The 24787-nt window shown below is 36.2% G+C and carries 20 protein-coding genes and 1 other RNA gene; 11 read left to right on the top strand and 10 right to left on the bottom strand.

Annotated features, from left to right (window positions below; translation table 11 throughout):
• The first annotated feature begins 17 nt into the window (after positions 1-17).
• From mdoH to A9G13_RS03760, 10 genes are all read left to right on the top strand, one after another.
• Positions 18-2372 carry a glucans biosynthesis glucosyltransferase MdoH gene (gene mdoH / locus A9G13_RS03715; RefSeq protein WP_065556260.1) on the top strand — a complete coding sequence of 785 codons (2355 nt, stop codon included), beginning with the start codon at positions 18-20 and terminating at the stop codon, positions 2370-2372.
• Positions 2373-2441: 69 nt separating this feature from the next.
• Entirely contained in the window at positions 2442-3416 is a 975-nt protein-coding gene (gene epmA / locus A9G13_RS03720; RefSeq protein WP_218059137.1) for an elongation factor P--(R)-beta-lysine ligase, read from the top strand.
• A gap of 2 nt (positions 3417-3418) precedes the next feature.
• A complete protein-coding gene (gene rmuC, locus A9G13_RS03725; RefSeq protein WP_065556262.1) occupies positions 3419-4762 on the top strand; it encodes a DNA recombination protein RmuC in 1344 nt (447 codons plus the stop codon).
• Positions 4763-4893: 131 nt separating this feature from the next.
• Positions 4894-5139, top strand: coding sequence for an exodeoxyribonuclease VII small subunit (gene xseB, locus A9G13_RS03730; RefSeq protein ID WP_065556263.1), 246 nt, complete (start codon positions 4894-4896; stop codon positions 5137-5139).
• On the top strand, positions 5132-6001 hold the full coding sequence (gene ispA / locus A9G13_RS03735) for a (2E,6E)-farnesyl diphosphate synthase (RefSeq protein ID WP_065556264.1): 870 nt from the start codon (positions 5132-5134) through the stop codon (positions 5999-6001). Before xseB ends, ispA begins: the two co-directional genes overlap by 8 nt.
• A 27-nt stretch (positions 6002-6028) precedes the next feature.
• Positions 6029-7885 carry a 1-deoxy-D-xylulose-5-phosphate synthase gene (gene dxs, locus A9G13_RS03740; RefSeq protein WP_065556265.1) on the top strand — a complete coding sequence of 619 codons (1857 nt, stop codon included), beginning with the start codon at positions 6029-6031 and terminating at the stop codon, positions 7883-7885.
• A 7-nt stretch (positions 7886-7892) separates the two neighbouring features.
• Positions 7893-8177, top strand: coding sequence for a cell division protein ZapA (gene zapA / locus A9G13_RS03745; RefSeq protein ID WP_065556266.1), 285 nt, complete (start codon positions 7893-7895; stop codon positions 8175-8177).
• A gap of 65 nt (positions 8178-8242) precedes the next feature.
• Positions 8243-8423, top strand: a non-coding RNA gene (gene ssrS / locus A9G13_RS03750) — 6S RNA.
• Between the two features lie 24 nt (positions 8424-8447).
• Positions 8448-8993: a 5-formyltetrahydrofolate cyclo-ligase gene (locus tag A9G13_RS03755; RefSeq protein WP_065556267.1), complete on the top strand. Its 546-nt coding sequence runs from the start codon at positions 8448-8450 to the stop codon at positions 8991-8993.
• Positions 8994-9299: 306 nt separating this feature from the next.
• The gene (locus tag A9G13_RS03760) at positions 9300-10760 is read left to right on the top strand and encodes a catalase (RefSeq protein ID WP_065556268.1); all 1461 of its coding nucleotides are present in this window, start codon (positions 9300-9302) and stop codon (positions 10758-10760) included.
• Between the two features lie 67 nt (positions 10761-10827).
• Here the strand turns inward: A9G13_RS03760 and A9G13_RS03765 are convergent, their stop codons facing one another.
• The 5 genes from A9G13_RS03765 to purH form a co-directional block, all read right to left on the bottom strand.
• Entirely contained in the window at positions 10828-11451 is a 624-nt protein-coding gene (locus A9G13_RS03765; RefSeq protein WP_065556269.1) for a hypothetical protein, read from the bottom strand.
• Positions 11452-11464: 13 nt separating this feature from the next.
• Positions 11465-12214, bottom strand: coding sequence for a 23S rRNA (guanosine(2251)-2'-O)-methyltransferase RlmB (gene rlmB / locus A9G13_RS03770; protein ID WP_065556270.1), 750 nt, complete (start codon positions 12212-12214; stop codon positions 11465-11467).
• Positions 12215-14611 (bottom strand): ribonuclease R, encoded by a 2397-nt coding sequence (gene rnr, locus A9G13_RS03775; protein ID WP_065556271.1) that lies wholly within the window; start codon positions 14609-14611, stop codon positions 12215-12217. It lies immediately after the preceding gene.
• A 207-nt stretch (positions 14612-14818) separates the two neighbouring features.
• Positions 14819-16111, bottom strand: coding sequence for a phosphoribosylamine--glycine ligase (gene purD, locus A9G13_RS03780; protein WP_065556272.1), 1293 nt, complete (start codon positions 16109-16111; stop codon positions 14819-14821).
• A gap of 116 nt (positions 16112-16227) precedes the next feature.
• Positions 16228-17817: a bifunctional phosphoribosylaminoimidazolecarboxamide formyltransferase/IMP cyclohydrolase gene (gene purH / locus A9G13_RS03785; RefSeq protein ID WP_065556273.1), complete on the bottom strand. Its 1590-nt coding sequence runs from the start codon at positions 17815-17817 to the stop codon at positions 16228-16230.
• 221 nt (positions 17818-18038) lie between these two features.
• On the opposite strand from purH, the gene A9G13_RS03790 reads away from it, so the two are divergent.
• On the top strand, positions 18039-19049 hold the full coding sequence (locus A9G13_RS03790) for a hypothetical protein (RefSeq protein WP_065556274.1): 1011 nt from the start codon (positions 18039-18041) through the stop codon (positions 19047-19049).
• 191 nt (positions 19050-19240) lie between these two features.
• Here the strand turns inward: A9G13_RS03790 and era are convergent, their stop codons facing one another.
• The 5 genes from era to A9G13_RS03815 all read right to left on the bottom strand — a co-directional run bounded on the left by era (position 19241) and on the right by A9G13_RS03815 (position 24787).
• On the bottom strand, positions 19241-20146 hold the full coding sequence (era, locus tag A9G13_RS03795) for a GTPase Era (protein ID WP_065556275.1): 906 nt from the start codon (positions 20144-20146) through the stop codon (positions 19241-19243).
• Positions 20143-20820: a ribonuclease III gene (gene rnc, locus A9G13_RS03800; RefSeq protein ID WP_442902791.1), complete on the bottom strand. Its 678-nt coding sequence runs from the start codon at positions 20818-20820 to the stop codon at positions 20143-20145. Before rnc ends, era begins: the two co-directional genes overlap by 4 nt.
• Positions 20821-20828: 8 nt before the next feature.
• On the bottom strand, positions 20829-21830 hold the full coding sequence (gene lepB / locus A9G13_RS03805; RefSeq protein ID WP_065556277.1) for a signal peptidase I: 1002 nt from the start codon (positions 21828-21830) through the stop codon (positions 20829-20831).
• 20 nt (positions 21831-21850) lie between these two features.
• A complete protein-coding gene (gene lepA, locus A9G13_RS03810) occupies positions 21851-23647 on the bottom strand; it encodes a translation elongation factor 4 (RefSeq protein WP_065556278.1) in 1797 nt (598 codons plus the stop codon).
• 138 nt (positions 23648-23785) lie between these two features.
• Complete coding sequence (locus A9G13_RS03815) at positions 23786-24787, bottom strand: MucB/RseB C-terminal domain-containing protein (RefSeq protein WP_065556279.1); 1002 nt, start codon at positions 24785-24787, stop codon at positions 23786-23788.

The following is a 24787-nucleotide window of genomic DNA, read 5'->3' on the forward strand; positions in this document are numbered from 1 at the left end:
AATCAAATGATAACGACATGAAAAAAGATTACTTTGTCAATCTTTCTGACGCTGAAAATTGGCGTCAGAAAGCTAAAAACGCGGCTACCATAACCGATAAACTGGCTTTTTTAAAATATCGCTTAAGTCAGATAGGTAACACTTCATCGTTTAACGATGCAAGGATGCAACAACCTAGTTACCCTAATATTGATCGGGTTGCTGTACAACCACAAATATGGAATCAGCATTACCAAGCTAAATCGAAATTAAATCTTAATGTTATTGCGTTGATCCGCAGACTTATTATGTTAGTCCTTATTGTGGTACAAACCTACTATGCCACCACTTACCTATCAACCTTATTACCCTATCAAAGTTGGCAACAAATCAACTTTATGAGCAATTGGGATATAAACCCTGAATTGGCAGTTTACAGTATCATTCCTTATATTGTTCAATGGATTATAATCGCACTATTTGCCATCTTATTTTTCTGGATATCAATTGGTTTTTGGACCAGTATTATGGGGCTAATTCTAGCGGTAATGGGTAAAGACCGTTATACCATTTCTATCCCTAAAGATCCTACTGCCCATATTGACACCAACCATCGTACCGCACTAGTTATGCCAATTTGTAATGAAGATGTAGCGCGTGTTTTTGCTGGAATACAAGCGACTTATCAATCATTAGTTGAAACCGGACATGCTGAATGTTGCGATTTTTATATTTTAAGTGATACCAACGATCCGGATCTTTATGTTAATGAACTAAAAGCTTGGGCTGATTTCAACGCACACAAATCAGATAATGGTTGTAACGTTTTTTATCGTCACCGCAAACGCCGTGTAAAACGTAAAAGTGGTAATATTGACGATTTTTGTCGGCGTTGGGGACATTTATATGAATATATGATGATTCTCGATGCCGACAGTATTATGACTGGCAATTGTATTATAAACATGATTGCCATGATGGAAATGACCCCTAAAGCTGGGATCTTACAATCACCACCAAAATCAGTAAGAATGAAAACGCTCTATGCGCGCATTCAACAATTTGCCAATCAAATTTATAGTGATATTTTTTGTGCTGGCACCCATTTTTGGCAATTAAGCGAAGCCCAATATTGGGGGCATAATGCCATGATTCGCTTAAAACCATTTATTGAACACTGTATATTATCCCCACTAAAAAAACGTAAAGCACCACTTCATATTTTATCGCATGATTTGGTAGAAGCCGCTCTAATGCGCCGAGCGGGTTATGGCGTTTGGATCGCTTATAATATGAGTGGTAGTTATGAAGAACTTCCTGGCAATATGATCGAGGATCTTAAGCGTGATAACCGTTGGTGTATGGGTAATTTAATTAATCTAAAATTAATTTTCAAAAGTGGAATTACCTTAACCCACCGCATAATGTTTGCTACTAGTGGTATGGCATATATTTCGTCATTATTGTGGTTGGTATTTTTGTTTTTCTCCACCCTGTTATTATTAGTATTTAATCTTTCAGATCAACAATACTTTTTCCAACCAAATCAATTCTATCCAACTTGGCCTAAATGGGATGAAAATTTAGCCATCCAACTACTATCTACTACCATGGTATTGTTGTTTGCGCCAAAATTCTTTAGCTACGGTATTATTATCGCTAGAAATGGAGCCAAAGATGTGGGTGGTATTTTTAAACTAACTTTATCGATCTTGATTGAAATAATTTGGTCTATGATTTTAGCGCCAATCCGAATGATTTTTCATAGTAAATTTGTGATAAAAGCTTGGTTAGGCAGCAAAATCCAATGGAAGTCACCATCTAGAAATGATGATGTTTTAACGTGGGCAGAATCTTTTTATTTTTGTTGGCCACTTTCTTTATTAGGCATTATATGGCTATGGATAATTATTTGGTTAAATCCACAATTTACTTATTGGTATATTGCTATTCTAATACCATTGACTATTTCTCCATTGGTAGTGCGCGTATCAGGACTTTCTAGCATTGGTATGAAAGCTAAAAAAGCCGGATTATTTTTAACCCCTGAAGAAACCCATCCGGCTCGAGCCGTAACACTAACTGGTGAGTATTTGGTTAATACGGAAGCGAATATCGTTGATCATGGTTTTATTATGGCCTTAATTGATCCTGTTTATAATGCCTTGGCTTGTGCATTATCTACCTCTAGACATTTAATTAATGATAAAAATCAACAGCGACGATTAGAACTTATTACACATTATCAACAAGTTGATTTAAATAAAATCAGCAAAGAACAACAATTAGCAATTTTAGAAGATCCTATCATTCTTTCCGCTTTACATGACCATATTTGGCAGGAACAAGAAAAATACGACAATTTGTTCACAATATGGCAAAATGAACAGTAGTAATAAGAAATAGGGTTACGCCCTATTTCTCTTCTTTTTAGTAATTAATTAACACCCACGGATATGTTTATGACTTGGCAACCAACTGCATCTATCGATAATTTACTTAAGCGCGCGAAAATTATTTCTCAGGTAAGGCAATTCTTTGCTGATCGCTGTATATTAGAAGTGGAAACACCTGCCATGAGTCAATATGCTGTTACTGATGTCCATTTAAGTTCATTCCACACCCTATTTTTTAAACCTGGCGAAGTGGATGAATTACAAGGGCGTAAGATGTCCCTTATTACTAGCCCTGAATATCACATGAAACGATTATTAGCGGCTGGGAGTGGTCCTATTTACCAAATCTGTAAGTGTTTTCGTAATCATGAAGAAGTTAGTCATTACCACAATCCTGAATTTACTATGCTTGAATGGTATCGCATCCAGTTTGACATGATGCAAATGATTAATGAAGTTGACGATCTGCTACAAAATATTTTGGATTGTGAGCCGGCTGAACGCATCTCCTATCAAAAAGTATTTCAACGCCATCTTAACCTTGATCCACTTGAAGCTGATCTGGCAACATTGACTAATGCTATTAATCAGCTTGATATTGGTTTTAACACCGAAAATTGTGATAAAGATACCTTATTACAGTGTTTATTTACTTTTGGGGTGGAACCACATATCGGCCAAGATAAACCTATCGCTGTTTTTAACTTCCCTGCCTCGCAAGCAGCATTAGCAGCAATTAGTCCTGAAGATCACCGCGTTGCCAGCCGCTTTGAGTTTTATTATAAAGGCGTTGAATTGGCTAATGGTTTTAAAGAGTTAACTAATCCTCAAGAACAAAAATTACGCTTTGAACAAAATAATCAAGCACGAACTAAACAAAACTTACCCACACAAAATATTGATATTACTTTATTAGCTGCTATGGAAGCGGGTTTACCAGATTGTGCTGGTGTTGCCGTTGGCTTAGACCGCTTAATAATGTTAGCGCTTAATACTATGACATTAGATGATGTAATTTCATTCACTTTTGATAGGGCTTAATTATGTTTGCATGGTTAGATTTAACTCAATGGATTGCGATTATTATTGCTTTAGTTGCATTGGTTTTAGTTGTTATGTTATTGAAATCCCAATTTGCTCTTAGCAATAGCAAGCAATTATTTGATTTACAATTGGCACAAAAAAAACAAGAAAATCAAACATTAGTCGATGAAGTAACACAGTTAGAAAATGAATTGAATCAGTATCGGCAACAAAATTTAGATCAGAATATTAAAATCAGTGAACTGAAAACGCGTTTACAAGAGACATTAACTTCCACTCAAGAACGCCAAACAATTCTTGAACAAAGCGAACAACGATTGACTACCCAGTTTGAAAATTTGGCCAACCGTATTTTTGAACATAGTGGCAAAAAGATAGAGCAACAAAATAAACAAAGTCTGGATTTTTTACTTGCGCCCCTTAAAGAGCAACTTGAAGGTTTTAAAAAACAAGTTCAAGATAGTTTTGGGCAAGAAGCCAAAGAACGGCATACACTAACTCATGAAATTCGTAACTTGCAACAACTTAATGAACAAATGACCAAAGAGGCAACTAACCTCACTAATGCCTTAAAAGGTAATAATAAAACTCAAGGCAATTGGGGGGAATTTATCCTTAGTCAGATCTTGGATAATTCAGGATTAAGATCCGGTTACGAGTATGAAACTCAAGTTAGCTTAACCAATGAAAATAATCAACGCTTGCAACCGGACGTCATTGTTCATTTACCACAAGGTGGCGATGTAATTATAGATTCTAAAGTTACCTTAGTGGCTTATGAACGTTATTTTAATAGTGATGACGAAACAGTTAAAGTTAAAGCAATGGCTGAACATTTAACTGCTGTACGTAATCATTTAAAACAATTAAGTCAAAAAGACTATCATAAACTTATTGGTGTTAATTCATTAGATTATATTTTAATGTTCATTCCGGTCGAACCGGCTTTTTTAAGTGCTATTGATCATGATCCGGGTTTAATTAACGATGCTTTAAAAAATAACATTATGATCGTCAGTCCAACGACTCTTATGGTTGCTTTACGTACTATCCATAATTTATGGCGCTATGAATATCAAAATCGTAATGCTGAATTAATTGCTGATAAAGCCAGTAAATTATATGATAAAGTCCGTGGATTTGTTGAGGATATGGAAAACTTAGGTAACTGCTTAGATAAAGCGCAACAAACTTATCAAAGTTCGATGAGTAAGTTATCAAAAGGCCGGGGTAATGTCATTGGGCAAATTGAACGCTTTCGCGAATTAGGCGTTGAAGTAAAAAAACCAATTAATCCCGATATTACTTTGTTAGCCACCGAGGAATTAGATAGTAAAAGCTAAAGTTAACAACTCCGATGATAATTTTAATCTATTGCTAAGATGCTTCATACCAACGTATGTTTCAATCTAAATGTTGATTCATCATTAAGTAAAATGCGAGTATACTTATCCAGTATCAAAAGGAATACAATATGGCAAAAAAACAAGAAAAAGAACTTAGTTTCGAAGAAACACTAAAGCAACTGGAAACCATTGTAGCTCAATTAGAAGGTGGTGATTTACCGCTGGATGAAGCATTAAATGAATTTGAAAAAGGTGTGAAATTAGCTCGTGCCGGTCAACAACAATTACAACAAGCAGAACAGCGTATTCAAATTCTATTAACTGAAAATAGCGATGCTGAATTATCTGATTTTTTAACTGATAATAATGAATAATTTTAAATCATTCCAACAACGAATTGACGCTTTTTTAGCAACAACTATCGCGCAATACCCTAATTCCAAACTACAACAAGCGGTTAGTTATAGTTTGCTTGCTGGTGGCAAGCGCATCCGCCCTATTCTAATTTATCTAACCGGTCAAATGTTTAATTGTCCATTAGCTAAACTCGATTTTCCAGCTGCCGCAATGGAAGCTATTCATACTTATTCATTAATTCATGATGATTTACCCGCGATGGATAATGATGATTTACGCCGTGGTAAACCAACTTGTCACATCCAATTTGATGAAGCCGAAGCCATTTTAGCTGGTGATGCCTTACAAAGCTTAGCTTTTACATTATTATCGGAAACACAACTAATTGATGATCAATCAAAAATCAACATGATTAAGGAACTAGCTCAAGCCAGTGGCCTTGCTGGCATGTGTTTAGGACAATCATTTGATTTACAAGCTGAACATCAATCAATCAGTTTAGAACAACTACAAAAGATTCATTGCTATAAAACTGGGGCTTTAATCAAAGCAGCCGTACGCTTAGGAGCCATTGCTAGTGGCGATATTGCCAAACTTTATTATTATGCTTTAGATAGCTATGCTGAAGCTATTGGATTAGCTTTTCAAATTCAGGATGATATTTTAGACGTTATTGGTGAACAAGCAATAATGGGGAAACCTCAAGGTTCTGATATGGCACATCAAAAAAGTACTTATCCGGCTTTAGTTGGGCTAGATAATGCCATAAATATGACACAGCAACTTTATCAACAAGCTATCGCTAGTCTTGAACAAATACCTTATAATAGTCAACCATTACTCGATCTTGCTGGTTATATTATTAATCGAAATAGTTAACAATTAGCTAAAAGATAATTTTACATAATGAATTTAGATAATTACCCATTATTAAAGCAAATAAATTCGCCTGAGGACTTAAGACATTACCCTCAGTCACAGTTGCCAGCAATTTGTCGTGAGCTAAGGCAATTTTTATTAGCATGCGTGAGTCAATCTAGTGGTCATTTAGCTTCAGGGCTTGGTGTAATTGAGTTAACCACTGCACTTCATTATGTTTATCAAACTCCATGGGATAAGATTATTTGGGATGTTGGTCATCAAGCTTATCCCCATAAAATATTAACTGGTCGCCGTGACCAAATGCTAACTATAAGGCAAAAAGGTGGTTTACACCCCTTTCCACATCGGAATGAAAGTGAATATGATGTACTGACCACGGGCCATTCATCCACTTCGATTAGCGTTGCTTTAGGGCTAGCAATTAGTGAACACAAAAAACACACCGGTCATAAAGTTGCTGCTGTCATTGGTGATGGAGCCTTGACCGCTGGCATGGCATTCGAGGCCATGAATCATGCCGGCCACATAAAACCTGACATGCTAGTAATAGTCAACGATAATGACATGTCAATTTCTGAAAATACCGGCGCCCTAAACCAACACTTGGCGCAAATTTTATCCAGCAGAGCCTATGCCTCGTTGCGTGAAAGTGGCAAAAAAGTACTATCGAATATTCCCCCGTTAAAAGAGTTTTTAAAGAAAACGGAAGAACACTTAAAAGGTTTAGTAACCCCAGCTATTTTATTTGAAGAACTCGGTTTTAATTATATTGGCCCAATTGATGGTCATGACGTTGAAAGCCTGGTCGTGACTTTACAAAAAGTTCGCCAATTGAAAGGCCCACAGTTATTACATATCATTACACAAAAAGGCAAAGGCTATGCTCCAGCTGAAAAAGATCCAACATTATGGCATGGTGTACCTAAGTTTAATCCGATTGATGGTGTGATCCCCTCGACCCCTAAATCAATACCTACTTATTCGCAGGTATTTGGTGATTGGCTGTGTGAAATGGCAGCAAAAGATCAACACCTCATTGCTATTACACCGGCAATGAGTGAAGGTTCGGGCATGACTGAGTTTGCTAAACGTTTTCCAGAGCAATTCTTTGATGTGGCTATTGCTGAACAACATGCAGTAACATTAGCAACTGGTTTTGCCATTGGTGGTTTTAAACCAATTGTTGCTATTTATTCAACATTTCTACAACGTGCTTACGATCAAGTGATTCATGATATAGCTATTCAAAACCTGCCAATTTTATTAGCTATTGATCGTGCCGGCATTGTTGGTGCTGATGGTGAAACTCATCAAGGTGCTTTCGATCTTAGCTTTTTACGCTGTATACCTAATTTTGTGATTATGACGCCGAGTGATGAAAATGAATGTCGACAATTGCTCTATACCGGGTATTTACATAATGGGCCAGCTGCAGTACGTTACCCGCGTGGTGACGCGCTTGGAGTAGCTTTAATGCCGTTGGCAGCAATCCCATTAGGACAAGCTAAAATCTGTCGCGAAGGCAAAACCATAGCTTTACTCAATTTTGGCACATTACTTCCTGAAGTTTTACACGCAGCTGAACAACTTAATGCTACAGTAATCGACATGCGATTTGTTAAACCATTAGATGAAAAACTAATTTTGCAGATTAGTCAAACACATAATATACTTGTTACTGTTGAAGAAAATAGTATTAAAGGTGGCGCTGGCAGTGGAGTCTGCGAATTTTTATTATCGAGAAAAATAAAATGTGATATTTTAAACATCGGATTACCTGACAAGTTTATTCCACAAGGGTCTCAAAGTGAGATGAGAACAGAGATCGGATTAAACAGTGAACAAATTATTAAAAAAATTAATGAATTTATAAATCAATAGGTTAATTATGGAAACTCAAGCTGTCACTATTCAAATTTTCGGACGAACTTTAAAGTTCAATTGTCCAGTTGATGAAGTTGAGGCATTAAGCACTGCGGCAAAAGATTTAGATAAACGCCTAATTAATTTACGCGAAAAATCACCTCATGTTGGTGGTGAACAACTGATTATGACTGCAGCCCTAAATATTTCGTATGAACTTACAAAAGAAAAAGAGAAAAATGAAGAATTTAGTAATCGATTAAAAATGCTACAACAGTTACTTGATTCCGCTTTAAATACCAACAATTAACGCTTTAAATTGTAAATTTACGCAAAATGTTATTGTATGATTTTCCAAATTTTGTATTATGATAAATATCTCTGGGATGTTCGCGATGAGGGTTAGTCCCCTGAGCCGATATTCTAAACTTAAGAACGAAGTGATTTTTGATTGGTGAGTATGCCTTACTTGTAAGGAAACCTAAAAATCGAAACACTAGTTCACCTTGAACCTTGGGTTCAAGGGTTACGACCCCAACGACATCTTGGAGAGCCTATCTACTTTTTATTGTGAAAACCAATGAATATTCGTCAAACCATGCGCCGAAGAAGGCGTGAACTATCACCAAGCCAACGCCATATTGCTCAACAAGCAATTTATTCAAAAATTTCTGCTCATCCAAGAGTAAATTCAGCAAAAAATATAGCCATATTTTTATCTTTTGATGGCGAAATAAATACTCAACCTATTATTGAGTATCTATGGCAACAAAATAAATCAGTTTATTTACCAATCATTCACCCATTTGCACCTAAACATTTACTTTTTTTAAACTACACCGCTAAAACTCCTTTAATTAAAAATCAATTTGGCATACTCGAACCACCTTTAAATGTGTTAAATGTTATTCCACTTCCTGAACTAGATATTATCTTTACCCCATTAGTTGCCTTTGATGATAGAGGTTATCGCATGGGAATGGGTGGTGGATTTTATGATCGTATGTTGGCTAATTATCAAGAACAACAAATCTTCCCAATTGGCCTTGCCTTCGCTTGTCAAAAAGTAGAAAAAATAGCCAATAAACCTTGGGATGTGCAATTACCAGAAATTATTTATGCTTAAAACTGTTATTAAATTGGAAATAAAAAATGTTGTTTTAAATTAACTAATTATTTTCATTAATAAATAATAATTTTGCTGGCCGACTGTCAATATCTATTTTAGAGATAGAATTTAGTTATTATCAATAGGTAATATTGTTCTTTAAAATAACTATAGATAAGCGTACAGTATAAATAAGTTTCTAAAACTATTTCTTTTTTACTACGCTCTACTGTCCTATACCTAAGCCTTAGGAATTTAATATTCAATTTGCTGGGTGTTCTATTCCATTAAGGCACTTTTAATATAAAAAAAAGGAGTGTTGCAATGTCAGAAAAAAAAGTACTAACCACTAATAATGGTGCTCCCATCGCTGATAATCAAAATTCTCGTACTGCTGGCCCTCGTGGTCCGGTCTTGATTGATGATTATCAACTAATCGAAAAACTAGCTCATTTTAACCGTGAGAATATTCCTGAACGCCGGGTGCATGCCAAAGGTTCTGGTGCACATGGTACCTTTACAGTAACTAATGATATCACCAAATATTCCTATGCAAGTCTATTCGCTAATGTTGGTAAAGAAACGCCTGTTTTTGCGAGATTTTCTACTGTTGGTGGTGAACGAGGTTCATCAGATACCGCCCGTGACCCACGTGGATTTTCGGTAAAATTCTATACCGATCAAGGTAACTGGGATATTGTAGGTAACAATACTCCGGTATTTTTTATCCGCGACGCGTTAAAATTTCCTGATTTTATTCATACTCAAAAACGCGATCCGAAAACCAATTTGAAAGATCCGCAAATGATGTGGGATTTTTGGTCATTATCACCTGAATCGCTACATCAAGTCACTATTCTATTTTCTGACCGTGGTATTCCGGATGGATTCCGCCATATGCATGGGTATGGCAGTCATACTTTTAGCTTGATTAATGCCGATGGGGTAAGAACTTGGGTTAAGTGGCACTTTAGAACAGAACAAGGTATCAAAAATATCCCACCAAAACGAGCAGCCGAATTAGATGGTAGCAACCCGGATTCAGCTCAAGAAGATTTGTTTAAAGCGATTGAGCGGGGTGATTTTCCTAAATGGCGCTTATATATGCAAGTGATGACCGAAGAACAAGCCAATAATCATCCGGAAAACCCGTTTGATGTAACTAAAGTTTGGTCACAAAAAGAATATCCATTAATTGAAGTAGGTGTAATGGAATTAAATCGTAATCCAGAAAATTATTTTGCCGAAGTTGAGCAATCAGCCTTCGAACCAAGTAATGTAGTTCCAGGCACAGGATTATCTCCAGATAAAATGTTGCAAGGTCGACTTTTTGCTTATGCTGATGCCCATCGTTACCGCATTGGTACCAATTACCAACAATTACCAATTAATGCGCCTAAATGCCCGGTACATAATTATCAACGCGATGGATCTATGCGTTTTTATAGTCCTGATAATGCTCCTAACTATGAACCAAATAGTGTTGATAGTGCGCCAAAACAACAATCACAATTTGCTGAACCTCCACTAACTGTTCTTGCAGGTACCATGGATCGACATGATCATCGTGTGGATGATGATTATTATTCACAACCAAGGGCACTATTCAATTTGATGAAGCCAGAACAAAAACAGTTGTTAATTGATAATATTACTGGATCAATGAAAAATGTTGATCGTGATATTCAAATTAGGCAACTAAAACACTTTTATAAAGTCCATCCAGATTACGGGCAAGGCATTGCCCAAGGATTGGGTATTGATATTGAGTTAATCAAAAGCTAATTAGTAAGAACACCATGCCGACTATGTTTAGTCGGCATGATTAAGTAGCAACTTTATAGTAAAACGATTATTTCTTTTTATTCTTTTTCAATTTTTTCAAAATCACAGTCATTAAAGGACGATGGCACTTATAAATCATATCTGGTGGCAACATGATTAACTCAGCAATTGGTTCTGCCCATACAGGAATTTCGGTATTTTCTGGGTTCTGATCATCGATTGGCGTATCAACTGTAAATAATTCGGTATTAGCAAACAGTTGTTGTTTTTTAACAATATCTTTATCATCGGTATCACTAAGCATTTTACAAGCATCTAATACTTGTTGAGCAAATTGTTCAGACCAATCTTCATCTGCATATCTAATTTTAATTACAGCGGCAATATGCCGTAACATATCACGAAAGAGCAGCAAATAGACCATTTGCACATTACGTCCGGATAACTTAGCTAACTGTTCATCGGTTAATGTATTATTAATTACACTTGGCCCCCATTTAAAAAATAGCGTTTCTTTATACATTTTTACAATTGGTTTGATGGATTTGTATTTAGTTTTTACCAAATTATCAATTTCACGGGACAATTGAAGGGTTGGGTAACCAACATGCTTACGTCCATTTAAATCACGTTCTGATAATTGTTGATCTTTTTGTTTTTTATTCAAAAATTTTTTCAGAAGATCTAGCATCTTATTTTCCTTGTTATTTATTTTTTTGCCTAACTATTTCAAATAAGCAAATACCTGTTGCCACTGATACATTAAGTGATGACACAATCCCTGCCATGGGAATACTCACTAATTCGTCACAATGTTCTTTAGTTAAGCGACGCATGCCTTCACCTTCAGCCCCCATGACCAAGGCCAATGGTATTGAAGATGTTTTATAAAAATCGGTTTGATAAAGTGTTTTATCTGCTTCACCAGCCGTACCAACGATCCATACTTGAAACTCATCTTGTAACATGCGCATAGTGCGCGCTAAATTAGTTACCCTGACTACTGGAACACTTTCGGCGGCACCACAGGCCACCTTTTGGACCGTCGAATTTAATGGTGCTGAACGATCTTTAGGTACAATAATAAAATCAACCCCAGCAGCATCGGCAGTACGAATACAAGCCCCCAAATTATGTGGATCAGTTACACCATCTAAAATTAAAATCACGGGCTGTTTCTTTTGTTGTATAAGCAATGGAATATCGTTTTCTTGATAACCTCGACTTTCTTTTACTATGGCTAAAATACCTTGATGCACACCATTATGCGTTTTTTCATCTAACCATTGGCGATTAGTTACCTTAACTGGCAAACCTAATTGTTCAAGTTCATGCACAACGGTTGTAAGGCGTTTATCTTCGCGACCTTTAGCTATAAATACTTCAATAATTCTTTCTGGTGAACGCGCGAGTAATGCCTCAATCGCATGGATACCATAAACAGTTTCACTCATCTATTTTTTACTCTTTGTCTTTTTATTACTTAATTTGCTTTTTCCGCGTTTTTTATTTGTACTTTTGTTGTTAATTTTACTGTTAGTTTTGCTGCCAGCTTTTGCACTTTTTGTGTTAGTCGCTGCTTTACTTTTGCGTTTCACAACAACATCAGCACTATTCTTGGCTACATTTTGCTTAATTTTATCTTTTGCCGTTTTACCTTGGCGTTGCGGCTTATTATTACTATCAACCAATGAGAAATCAATTTTGCGCTCTTCTGGATTGACATTATCCACTTTCACTTTCACTTTATCACCTAGACGATAGGTAAAATGAGTATTTTCACCTAGCAAACGGTTACGTGAAGCATCAAAGCTATAATAGTCATTTTCTAATGATGACACGTGTACTAATCCATCTATAAACAGGTCGTCAAGGCGCACAAAAAAGCCGAAATTAACCACACTGGAGATAGTGCCGTTATATACTTCGCCGACATGATCTTGCATATAATCACATTTGAGCCAATCAACAACATCACGAACCGCTTCGTCGGCTCGGCGTTCAGTCATTGAACAATGTTCACCAAAATATAACATTTCGCTGGTATTATAACGATGACCACCAGTTTTACTGGTCTTATGTTTTTCATTCGCTAACACCCATTTAATCGCGCGATGTAATAATAAATCCGGATAACGACGAATTGGGGATGTGAAATGCGCATATTCATCCAACGCCAAACCAAAATGTCCGCGATTTTCAGGATCATATATAGCTTGCCTCATTGATCTCAAAATAACGGTTTGTAACATTTCGCAATCTGGGCGAGTTTCTACGGTTTGCATTAATTGCGCTACATCTTTAGGTTGAGGTTTAGCCCCACCATTAAGTGTTAGTCCTAATTCACTAAGAATATTACGTAAATTATTCATGCGCTCTTCATCCGGCCGATCATGAACACGAAATAGAGATGGTATCTCGGCATTTATGACTAATTTAGCTGCGGCAACATTGGCTAAAATCATACACTCTTCGATAATTTTATGCGCATCATTACGCTCAGTCATTTCTATACTTTCGATGCGTTTATCTGCATTGAAAATAAATTTTGGTTCTTGTGATTCAAAAGCAATAGCCCCACGCACCTCGCGCGCTTTATCCAGTACTTTATATAATCCATATAGATTTTCGAGATGTGGAACCAAATCATGGTAATGTTGACGTAATTCCTCATCCCCTTGTAAGATTTTGGCAACTTTTGTATAAGTTAAGCGTGCATGTGAATTCATTACCGCTTCATAAAATTGATACCCCGTCAAACGACCTTTATTAGAAACGGTCATTTCACAAACTAAACATAAGCGATCAACTTGCGGGTTTAAAGAACAAAGACCATTGGATAATACTTCTGGCAACATAGGAATAACCCGAGATGGGAAATAAACTGATGTTCCACGAGCACAAGCTTCTTTATCGATTGCTTTACCCGGCCTGACATAATAACTCACATCAGCAATAGCAACCCATAAACGGTAACCGCCACCACGATTTTTCTGGCAAAATACCGCATCATCAAAATCACGCGCGTCTTCGCCATCAATGGTAACTAGAGGTAAATCGCGCAGATCTTTGCGACCTTTTTTGGCACTTTCAGGGACTTGTTCGGTGAATTTACTGGCTTCTTTATCAACGGCTTTAGGAAATTCATAAGGGATTTCATGATTACGCAAAGCTATATCGATGGCTAAATTAGTGCCCATTATTTCGCCAAGTACTTCTTTAATTATGCCTACCGCTTTTTGACGGCGCTCTGGTCGTTGTTGTAATTCAATTACGACCACCGAACCCATGCGCACAGTGCGGTCTGGCTTACCCGCTACTAAAATGTCAAAATTTAAACGACTATCATCCGGCACGACAAAACCAACGCCTTGTTCGATAAAATATCGACCAACAATCTGGTTGCTCCGCGGCTCTAAAATGCGCACTACACGGGCTTCAGTTTTACCACGATATTGGCTCCCAATCGGCTGCGCTAAAATAACATCACCTTGTAATACCTTTTTCATCTGATCCGGCGATAAATAGTAATCTTCAGGTTTGCCTTCAACGCGCAAAAAACCAAAACCATCACGGTGGGCAATTACACTTCCTTTTACCATATCGAATTTTTCCGGTAAGGCATAACATTTACGCCGCGTAAATACCACTTGCCCATCTCGCTCCATGGCGCGTAAACGGCGATGTAAAGCCTCTTTTTGTTCATCATTGTCGATTGACATTGCTTGAGCAATTTTTTCTAGATTAGCGGGTTTCGCTTCTTTAGTAAGATAATCTAAAATAAGTTCACGACTAGCTATTGGGGATTCATATTTCTTAGCTTCGCGATCATAAAAAGGATCTTTTATCATAAGCAATTTCCTTTGAGCAAATATTGGCTTAAGCATAACATAGAGTTAGATAACTTAAAATCCACAATCAATTTATTAACTATTAACCATGTATTAACACCGACTAATTTATACTGAAACGTATATGTCTCAGGAAACATCTTTACAAAAAAATATGGCGCTAAATAGCGCCATGATATTATTAGATTGATTAATTCAGTGATAGATTTATGCTTGGTTTTTCTCTCTATCAATTGCTCGATAGCCAATATCATGACGATAAAAGCAACCATGCCAATAAATATGTTTAATTTGTTCATAGGCACGTTGTTGCGCTTCATAAACAGTATTACCTAACGCAGTGACACAAAGCACTCGGCCACCATTGGTGTATACTCGTCCTTTTTCTAAGCTAGTCCCGGCATGGAATATTTTACAATCAGCAGTGGATTCTTCCGGTAAACCAATAATCACGTTTTGGGTGTTATATTCGCCAGGATAACCACCTGCAGCCATAACAACACCTAAAGCTGGTCGGGGATCCCATTGCGATTTAACAGTATCTAGTTTACCGGCAACCGCTGCCAAACAAAGTTCAACCAAATCAGACTGTAATCGCATAATGATTGGTTGGGTTTCAGGATCACCAAAACGACAATTAAACTCAATGACTTTGGGGTTGCCCTGTTTGTCAATCATTAAACCGGCATATAAAAAGCCAACGTACACATTGCCTTCCTGTGCCATACCATTAACTGTAGGATAGATAATTTCATCCATCACTCGAGCAAAAACTTTATCAGTAACTACCGGCGCCGGTGAATACGCCCCCATACCACCAGTATTTAATCCGGTATCACCATCGCCAACTCGCTTATGATCTTGACTGGTAGCCATAGGTTCGACATGTTTACCATCAACCATGACGATAAAACTTGCTTCTTCACCGTCTAAAAATTCTTCAATCACGACTCTATGACCAGCATCCCCAAAAGCGTTACCAGCCAACATGTCTTGCACGGCATCTTCAGCTTCTTTAACCGTGGTGGCAACAATTACCCCTTTACCAGCTGCAAGCCCATCAGCTTTAATAACAATAGGTGCACCGTGCTTACGAATATAAGCAATTGCGGGCTCAACTTCAGTAAAATTTTGATATTCTGCCGTAGGGATTTTATGCCGAGCTAGAAAATCTTTGGTAAAGGCTTTGGAACCTTCTAGCTGAGCAGCTGATTTTGATGGACCAAATATTTTTAATCCTGCTTTTTGAAAACTATCAACGATGCCAATAACTAATGGCGCTTCCGGACCTACAATAGTTAAATCAATTTGCTGTTGTTGAGCGAAATTAAGCAATCCACCAACATCGGTTGCTTTAATGTTAATGTTCTCTAGTGTTGGTTCAAGTGTGGTCCCGGCATTGCCTGGGGCAACAAAAACTTTTGTGACCAATGGGGATTGTGCCGCCTTCCAAGCAAGCGCATGTTCACGGCCACCATTGCCAATAACTAATACTTTCATACAAGATCCTTTAAATACTTCCCCTTGTAAGGGAAGGAAAATAGATAGAGTTTTATAAAGCTAGGTACAGAACTTTATGTTGTTTCTTAATACCAATTATACAAATTATCAAAATACTAGTGTCTAAAATGACGCATATTTGTAAAAATCATGGCAATATTATGTTCATTTGCTGCTTGAATGACTTCATCATCACGAATAGATCCACCAGGCTGGATCACACAAGTAACCCCAACTGCGGCCGCGGCATCAATACCATCTCTAAATGGGAAAAAGGCATCGGATGCAACCACTGAGCCTGCTACTTCTAAATTTTCATCAGTAGCTTTTATGCCGGCAATTTTTGCTGAATAAACTCGGCTCATTTGCCCTGCACCAATCCCTATGGTCATATTGTCTTTTGCATAAACAATGGCATTGGATTTAACAAATTTAGCAACTTTCCAACAAAACAGCGCATCAGCAAGTTCTTTATTGGTGGGTTGTCGTTTGGTAACTACTTTCAAGTCTGCTGTGGACACCATGCCTAAATCACGATCTTGAACTAAAAGTCCACCATTGACACGTTTAAAATCTAAACTTTGAGTGGCTGAATTAGACCATTCACCACATTGAAGCACCCGTACATTCTTTTTAGCGGCAGTAATAGCTAAAGCTTCTTGACTAACTGATGGTGCAATAATTACTTCAACAAATTGTTTGTCGACAATTGCTTGTGCTGTTTTAGCATCTAAAGTACGATTGAATGCAATAATACCACCAAAAGCTGAAGTTGGATCCGTTGTAAATGCATGCAAATAAGCATTTAAAATGGTATCACTGGTCGCCACACCACACGGATTGGCATGTTTTACTATCACACAAGCTGGTTCGGCAAAACTTTTCACACACTCAAGTGCAGCATCAGTGTCAGCAATATTATTGTAAGAAAGCTCTTTTCCTTGTAATTGTTTAGCTGTGGCAATACAGGCGTCTTTTATACCCTCTTCAATGTAAAAAGCCGCCGCTTGATGCGCATTTTCACCATAACGCATATTTTGTTTTTTAATAAATTGCAGGTTTAAAGTACGTGGAAATTCACCAGCTGGTTTTTCTGTTTCACCAAAGTAAGGTGGAACCAATTGACCAAAGTAATTGGCAATCATACCATCATATTTAGCCGTGTGCTCAAAGGCTTTGATCGCCAAATTAAAACGGTATTCCAAGGAAAGTGAGTTTTGATTACTATCCATCATAGCAATAATATTAGCATAATCATTACAATCAACGACAATAGCTACATCTTTATGATTTTTAGCTGCAGATCGAACCATTGTTGGCCCGCCAATATCTATATTCTCAACCGCATCCTCTAATGTACAATTGGTTTTGGCAACTGTTTGAGCAAAAGGATATAAATTAACCACCACCATATCAATTGGTTTGATCTGATGTTGTTGCATTATGGCATCATCAATGCCTCGTCGCCCTAAAATAGCCCCATGGATTTTAGGATGTAAGGTTTTTACTCTGCCGTCCATCATTTCCGGAAAGCCAGTATAATCCGCGACCTCAATCACCGGGATTTGGTGTTCCATTAGTAACTTAGCTGTACCACCTGTGGATAAGAGTTCTACATTTCGTTGAGATAATGCTTGGGCAAATTCTATTATTCCGGTTTTGTCGGACACACTAAGTAAGGCTCGACGGATAGGACGATGCTGCATGAAAAGGCTCCGAAGTTGATAGTTAACATCCAATTCTAGAAAGCCAATATTATATATAAAACCAGGACCATTGTTTAGAATTAACTTATTAAAAAGGATCAAAACATTTAAAATATAATATTTTCTTGCCGAACCAATTACAATTACATGTTTAATTCTTTTTTTGTTGTTATGAATTACAATATTAATGTTGAACAATATGATTTTAGGGATTAATACTTATGTCGATAACATGGATTCGCTGGTATGGTTTTCTGCAACCATTAGTTAAAAATTTTATAAATCATGCCAAAATTTTAGGGATAGTATTGATTTTTATTCTCATTCCTTCATCTGATAGCTTTGCACAGATAAAAGCTTACCGAAATATGACCGATCATAAGCTTTTTAATCCCGAGATCGATGATATCTATTTGTTAAATCTGGCTAATCTGGCTGAAAACGATAGTTATGATTTCGACAATAGTCTTTATGAAATTTATTTAGAGAAGTTAAATAAAATAGATGATACAGATATTACCAAATTAAATATACAGAAGATTAAGAAATATAAAAACCTTTATGTAGGAATGAAGTTAGTAAAATATGAATCAAGCAACTGGACTTTTCATGTTCTGGTTTCTAATATGGCTTTTACTTCATTAGAGCAGGCTAAATTATATCTATCTTCTCCATTGGTTTATAGTAAGCAAGATGATTTTTGGCTTGACGATATGGAAGTGGAATATTTTCGTGAAAATAGGATTATTACCAATGTTATTCGTAAATCTCAAAGTAAACCGATCCCTAACCCTTATAAATATGCGTTTATACCGAAGATAAATGATGTTTATATAATTGATTTAGTCAAATATGAAGCTGATAATCGTGAATACAGTTGGGAATATAGTAAAGACAATATTTATCAAAAATTATGGTCTGTAGATAACATTTATCCACCGGAATTTTATGAAAAAGCGGAAAATAAAAATAAGAAAGTTTATGTTGGCATGAAGCTGACTTCATATAGTGTAAAATATGATTCGTATGGTTTTGCTGTTACAACAACAGGTTTTTCATCATTAAATGAAGCTAAAATTAAACTACCTTTGTTTGATTTTAATCGTTCGTCTTTATCAATAGCTGGATCAGGTATACGGAGGATGATGAATGAAGGCATTATTGTCGATAAGGTTCGTGAATCTGAATATCATGTAGCAAACGTTGATAAAATCGATGAAGTCGATAATTAATAGTCATTTTTGAATTATTTTTTTTCAGTTTTATGGATTTCATGTTTTGGTGAAGTGGAGATTTGACTCTTGTGCTCACCCAAGAAACTTGTTTTTGTTAAGTTCTATTAATTCAGTAAATTTTTCACAAAAAAATCAGGTATATGCTGATACCTGATTTTTTATTTTTTGGATTAGATTAAATAAGATGATTAATCATCACTGTATCCTAAACTACGTAAAGCGCGCTCGTCATCAGCCCAACCTGCTTTCACTTTCACCCAAAGTTCTAAATGGACTTTGTTATCAAAGAAGGATTGCATGTCTTTACGCGCCTCAATACCAATTTTTTTGATTTTTTCGCCTTTATTACCGATGACCATTTTCTTTTGCCCATCACGCTCAACCAGTATAAGACCGTTAATACGATACATGCCGGTTCGTTCATCAACCTTAAATTGTTCTATTTCAACGGTTACAGAATAAGGTAATTCGTCACCTAAAAAACGCATTAATTTTTCACGAATAATTTCAGATGCCATAAAACGTTGAGATCGGTCAGTAATATAATCTTCCGGAAAATGATGTTCGCCTTCCGGTAAATGTTTTTTGACAATCTTTTTGATTATCTCTATGCCCTCACCTTTTTCGGCGCTAATTGGTACTACGTCCAGAAAATCAATTTTCTGACTAATTTCTTGAATATGTGGTAATAATTGGGTTTTATCAATCACATTATCGATTTTATTAATAACCAATAACACTGGGCATTTGCAACCTTTTAATTTATTCGCTACCATCTCATCATCATCATTCCAATGAGTACCTTCAACGACAAAAATCACCAATTCAACATCGCCTATTGAGCTGCTTGCTGCTCGATTCATTAGTCGGTTGATTGCTTTTTTTTCTTCTATATGTAGCCCTGGAGTATCAATGTAGATCACCTGATCATTATCTTGAGTATCGATACCAATAATTCGGTGGCGAGTAGTTTGGGCTTTACGTGAGGTTATCGAAATTTTTTGACCTAATAATTGATTTAATAATGTTGATTTACCTACATTTGGTCTGCCAACAATGGCAACAAACCCACAATGCTGTTTTATATCTGTCATTTTATACCTAATTGGTTTAGTGCTTCTTGAGCAGCAGCTTGTTCGGCTTTACGGCGACTTAAACCCCGCCCTAAATATTCATGGTTATCATTGTCAATTTTACATTGAATTAAAAATTCTTGTTCGTGATTATCACCCGTTACTTCAAGAATTAAGTAACATGGTCGCTCATGATGAATACCTTGCAAATATTCTTGCAGACGGGTTTTGGCATCTTTCTGTTTGATCCCTGGTTTTATTTCATCTAATCGTGACTGATACCAAGATAATATTAAATGGCGGATAGTTTCAATATCACTATCTAAATAAATTGCACCAATAATCGCTTCTACTGCATCAGAAATGATTGATTCACGGCGAAATCCACCACTTTTTAATTCACCTTGACCAAGAATTAAATAATCCCCTAATTTGAAGCTTTTCCCTATTACTGCTAGGGTTTGACCACAAACTAAAGTAGCACGCATTTGGCTCAAATCACCTTCATCTTGTTTTACAAAACGGTGATAAAGTTCATCTGCAATCACAAAACTTAAAATAGAATCGCCTAAAAATTCTAGACGTTCATTATGTAATTTATTAGCACTGCGATGTGTCAGTGCTAATTCAAGTAATGTAAGGTTTTTAAACTGATAGCCTAATGCTTGCTGTATTTGACTAAATTTTTTCATAATAGTTGTAATTAGTGTATGCCACCAATACGGTAAAATCGAATACCCGTTGGCCATTCATCCGGTTGTTTTTCAAAACTCATCCAAATTGCTACAGCTTTTCCAACAAAATTAGCTTCAGGAACGAAACCAAAGTAACGGCTATCACCACTATTGTCACGATTATCACCCATCATGAAATAATGACCTTCAGGTACTACCCAAGTAGCAATTGGTTGCCCTTCTTGGCGATAAAAATAACTAGGGTTTTCTTGTGTACCTACAGTAGTTAAAATGTTGTGAGCTTGATCACCTAATGTTTCTTGTTGTATCTGCATATTCAATGTCATTAATGAGTCAGTATCAACAATACCTTCATCTGCATATTGCTCTAAAGTATAAAAGTTAGGATTATTTTTATATTTTTGATGTACTTCTTTCCAATTGCTTGCTTTAGGCTCGGAATAATGCAAATCAAGTGGTTCTGATTGTTGCCCGGTACAATTTTCAGCTGTTGGTTGGCAAGCTGGATAGATTAGTAGTTTCTTTTCTTTAACTTGATAAACTATTTTATCACCAGGTACACCTACCACTCGTTTAATTAGATCTCTATACGGTTCATGCGGCTCTTTAAAAACAGCCACTTCACCACGCTGCGGATGACCAGTAGAAATAAGTACTGTATTAGTAATTGGATCACGTAAACCATAAGAATATTTTTGCACGGCAATAAAATCACCAATTAATAAAGTTTGGATCATTGAACCGGACGGGATTTGAAAAGGTTCTAATAAAAAAGAACGAATCACAAAAACCACAAATAAAACTGGAAAAAAAGATGCTAAACTTTCTACCCAACCTTTTGGTTTACCCACTTCAGCAAGTACTTTTCCATCGACTTCACCATTAGTTTGTTGGCGAACAGCTTCAACTCTACGTTGTCTTTCAGGTTTCCATTTGAATTTTTCAAGAAACCAAAAAATCGCGGTAATTAATGTAGCCAATGTTAATATGATGGCAAATGTTCCAGCCATTTTCTTCCCTCTTTAACTGTTTAATCTTTTCCTACATGCAAAATAGCTAAAAACGCTTCTTGTGGTAACTCTACATTACCAACTTGTTTCATGCGTTTTTTACCTTCTTTTTGCTTCTGTAATAGTTTCTTTTTACGACTAACGTCACCACCATAACATTTGGCTAAAACGTTTTTACGTAGCTGTTTAACTGTTGAACGAGCGATAATATGGTTACCTATGGCGGCTTGAATGGCGATATCAAACTGTTGACGAGGAATGAGATCTTTCATTTTTTCGACTAGTTCACGTCCACGATAAGCAGCATTATCTCTATGTGTTATTAAAGCTAAAGCATCGACACGTTCACCATTAATAAGTACATCTAATCGAACCATATCGGCAACCTGAAAACGCTTAAAGCTATAATCTAAGGATGCATAACCTCGAGAAGTAGATTTCAATTTATCAAAAAAGTCCAAGACTACTTCAGTCATCGGTATTTCATATGTTAAGGCAACTTGGTTACCATGATAAACCATGTGCGTTTGTATGCCTCGTTTCTCAACACATAAGGTAATCACATTACCTAAATAGGTTTGGGGAACAAGTATATTACACTCGGCAATAGGTTCGCGTAATTCTTGAATATTATTCACTGCCGGTAGTTTTGCCGGACTATCAACATAGATTATTTCATTCGAAGTGGTTAATACTTCATAAACTACTGTTGGTGCGGTGGTAATAAGATCTAAGTTATATTCACGTTCTAAACGTTCTTGGATGATTTCCATATGCAGTAACCCAAGGAAACCACAACGAAATCCAAAACCTAGCGAACCAGAATTTTCTGGTTCATAAAATAGTGACGCATCATTTAAACTTAATTTACCTAATGCGTCACGAAAGGATTCATAATCATCTGAACTAGTCGGGAATAAACCCGCATAGACTTGAGGTTTTACTTTTTTAAATCCAGGAAGCGGTTTATCAGCAGGAGTACGTGCTGAAGTTAAGGTATCACCAACCGGAGCACCTAAAATATCTTTAATTGCGCAAACAACCCAACCTACTTCACCGCAGTGTAAACATTCTTTATCCACTTGTTTAGGTGTAAAAATACCCAAGCGATCAACATTATAAGTCATGCCAGTACTCATCACTTTAATTTTATCGCCTTTTTGGAGTTCACCATTCTTTATCCGAATTAATGAAACCACACCTAAATAATTATCAAACCATGAATCAATAATCAATGCTTGTAATGGAGCATCGGTATTGCCTTCAGGTGGTGGGATGTCTTTTACTAATTGTTCTAAGACATCTATTACACCAACTCCTGTTTTAGCTGAACAACGAACGGCATTACTAGCATCGATACCGACGATATCTTCAATTTCTTCAGCAACGCGTTCAGGTTCAGCCGCTGGTAAATCAATTTTATTAAGAACTGGCACCACTTCAAGATTCATGTCTAAAGCAGTATAACAATTAGCTAATGTTTGCGCCTCTACACCTTGACCAGCATCAACAACAAGTAAAGCCCCTTCACAGGCTGCAAGTGAACGGGAAACTTCATAGGAAAAATCGACATGGCCGGGGGTGTCAATAAAATTAAGCTGATATGTTTGGCCATTTTTAGCATGGTAATCTAAGGTAACGCTTTGTGCTTTAATTGTAATACCACGTTCACGTTCTAGATCCATTGAATCTAGTACTTGAGCTTCCATCTCGCGATCAGAAAGACCACCACAAATTTGTATTATACGGTCTGAAAGCGTTGATTTACCATGGTCAATATGAGCAATGATTGAAAAATTGCGGATATTTTTATTCATATCAATAAATTATAATTTGTATTTTAGTTATGTATTGTTAATTATCTAAAATACCACTTAGTAAAATAATATTTTAAATAATCACGAAAGCAAATAGAAAAGCAACATTTTACACATTAATAGCCTGTAAGCATAGTATTATCGAGATGTTTCCGCTGTTTTTTCGACAATATTTTGAGCTATTCTTTCAATAGTTACTAGGGGTAAGTTACCAATAATAATAATATTTTTATTAGCAATATTGGTTGAAAATATTGATCTACCACCTTTTTGTATGAATTGGTTGGATTGTTTAGTTGCCTCAGATGAAACATTTACTGTGAACGAAAAGACACCATCTGAAAATAATTTAGTGGCTATATCTGAATTATAAAAATTTACATTATATGCAGCAATCTCTTTAAATCCATTAGGTAACCAAGCTAATCGCCATTCGTCTAATACATCATCTTGTTTGTCAATCGATAATAAAATTGGATAAGTCCGGCTATTGATATAATCGGCTATCTTTTTCTTATCAAAGTTTTTGTCAAGTAAAACGACTTTCAGTTGACTAATGATCTCATTATTTTGATCCAATAAGTCTATGCGCATTGGTAAATAAGTATCTTCATCGATCCATATAACATAGCTGTAACGATCTTTTTCTTTAGCTACCATTCTAACAAGTTGCACACTATGATTAGCTGTTCTTGTTTTTCCTAACAAAATAAAATCATATATGTCTGTAAGTTTTGTAAAATCATTATAAATGACATCTGGAAAAGCTTCGATAATGCGGGGACTAGTTATAGAAAATGATGGGCTATCGGGTTGAAAATAACTAGTGACACTGTTATGTAAAATAATTTCTTTCGCTGGCCCCTCAAGATAAAGTAAATAAGCATTAATATCTTCTTTTTTGGTTGCCCCTAAATGAGTATATTCGAAAGTAGTGGCATAATCATTTTTATCTTGGGAAACAAGATTAACACGATAGTTTTGTGTTTGCACTGCTTTAGTCATTTTATTTAATAGCATTAAGGCATCATCAGACTCAACTGCATAAGTGAATAAAGGTAAAAAAATAAAAAACAGAGTACAAATATATTTTCTACTCTGTTTAATAAGAAAAATCATTAAATTACGTTCAAATTTCAT

It is taken from the genome of Gilliamella sp. wkB178 (assembly GCF_001690705.1).
Classification (GTDB): domain Bacteria; phylum Pseudomonadota; class Gammaproteobacteria; order Enterobacterales; family Orbaceae; genus Gilliamella; species Gilliamella apicola_K.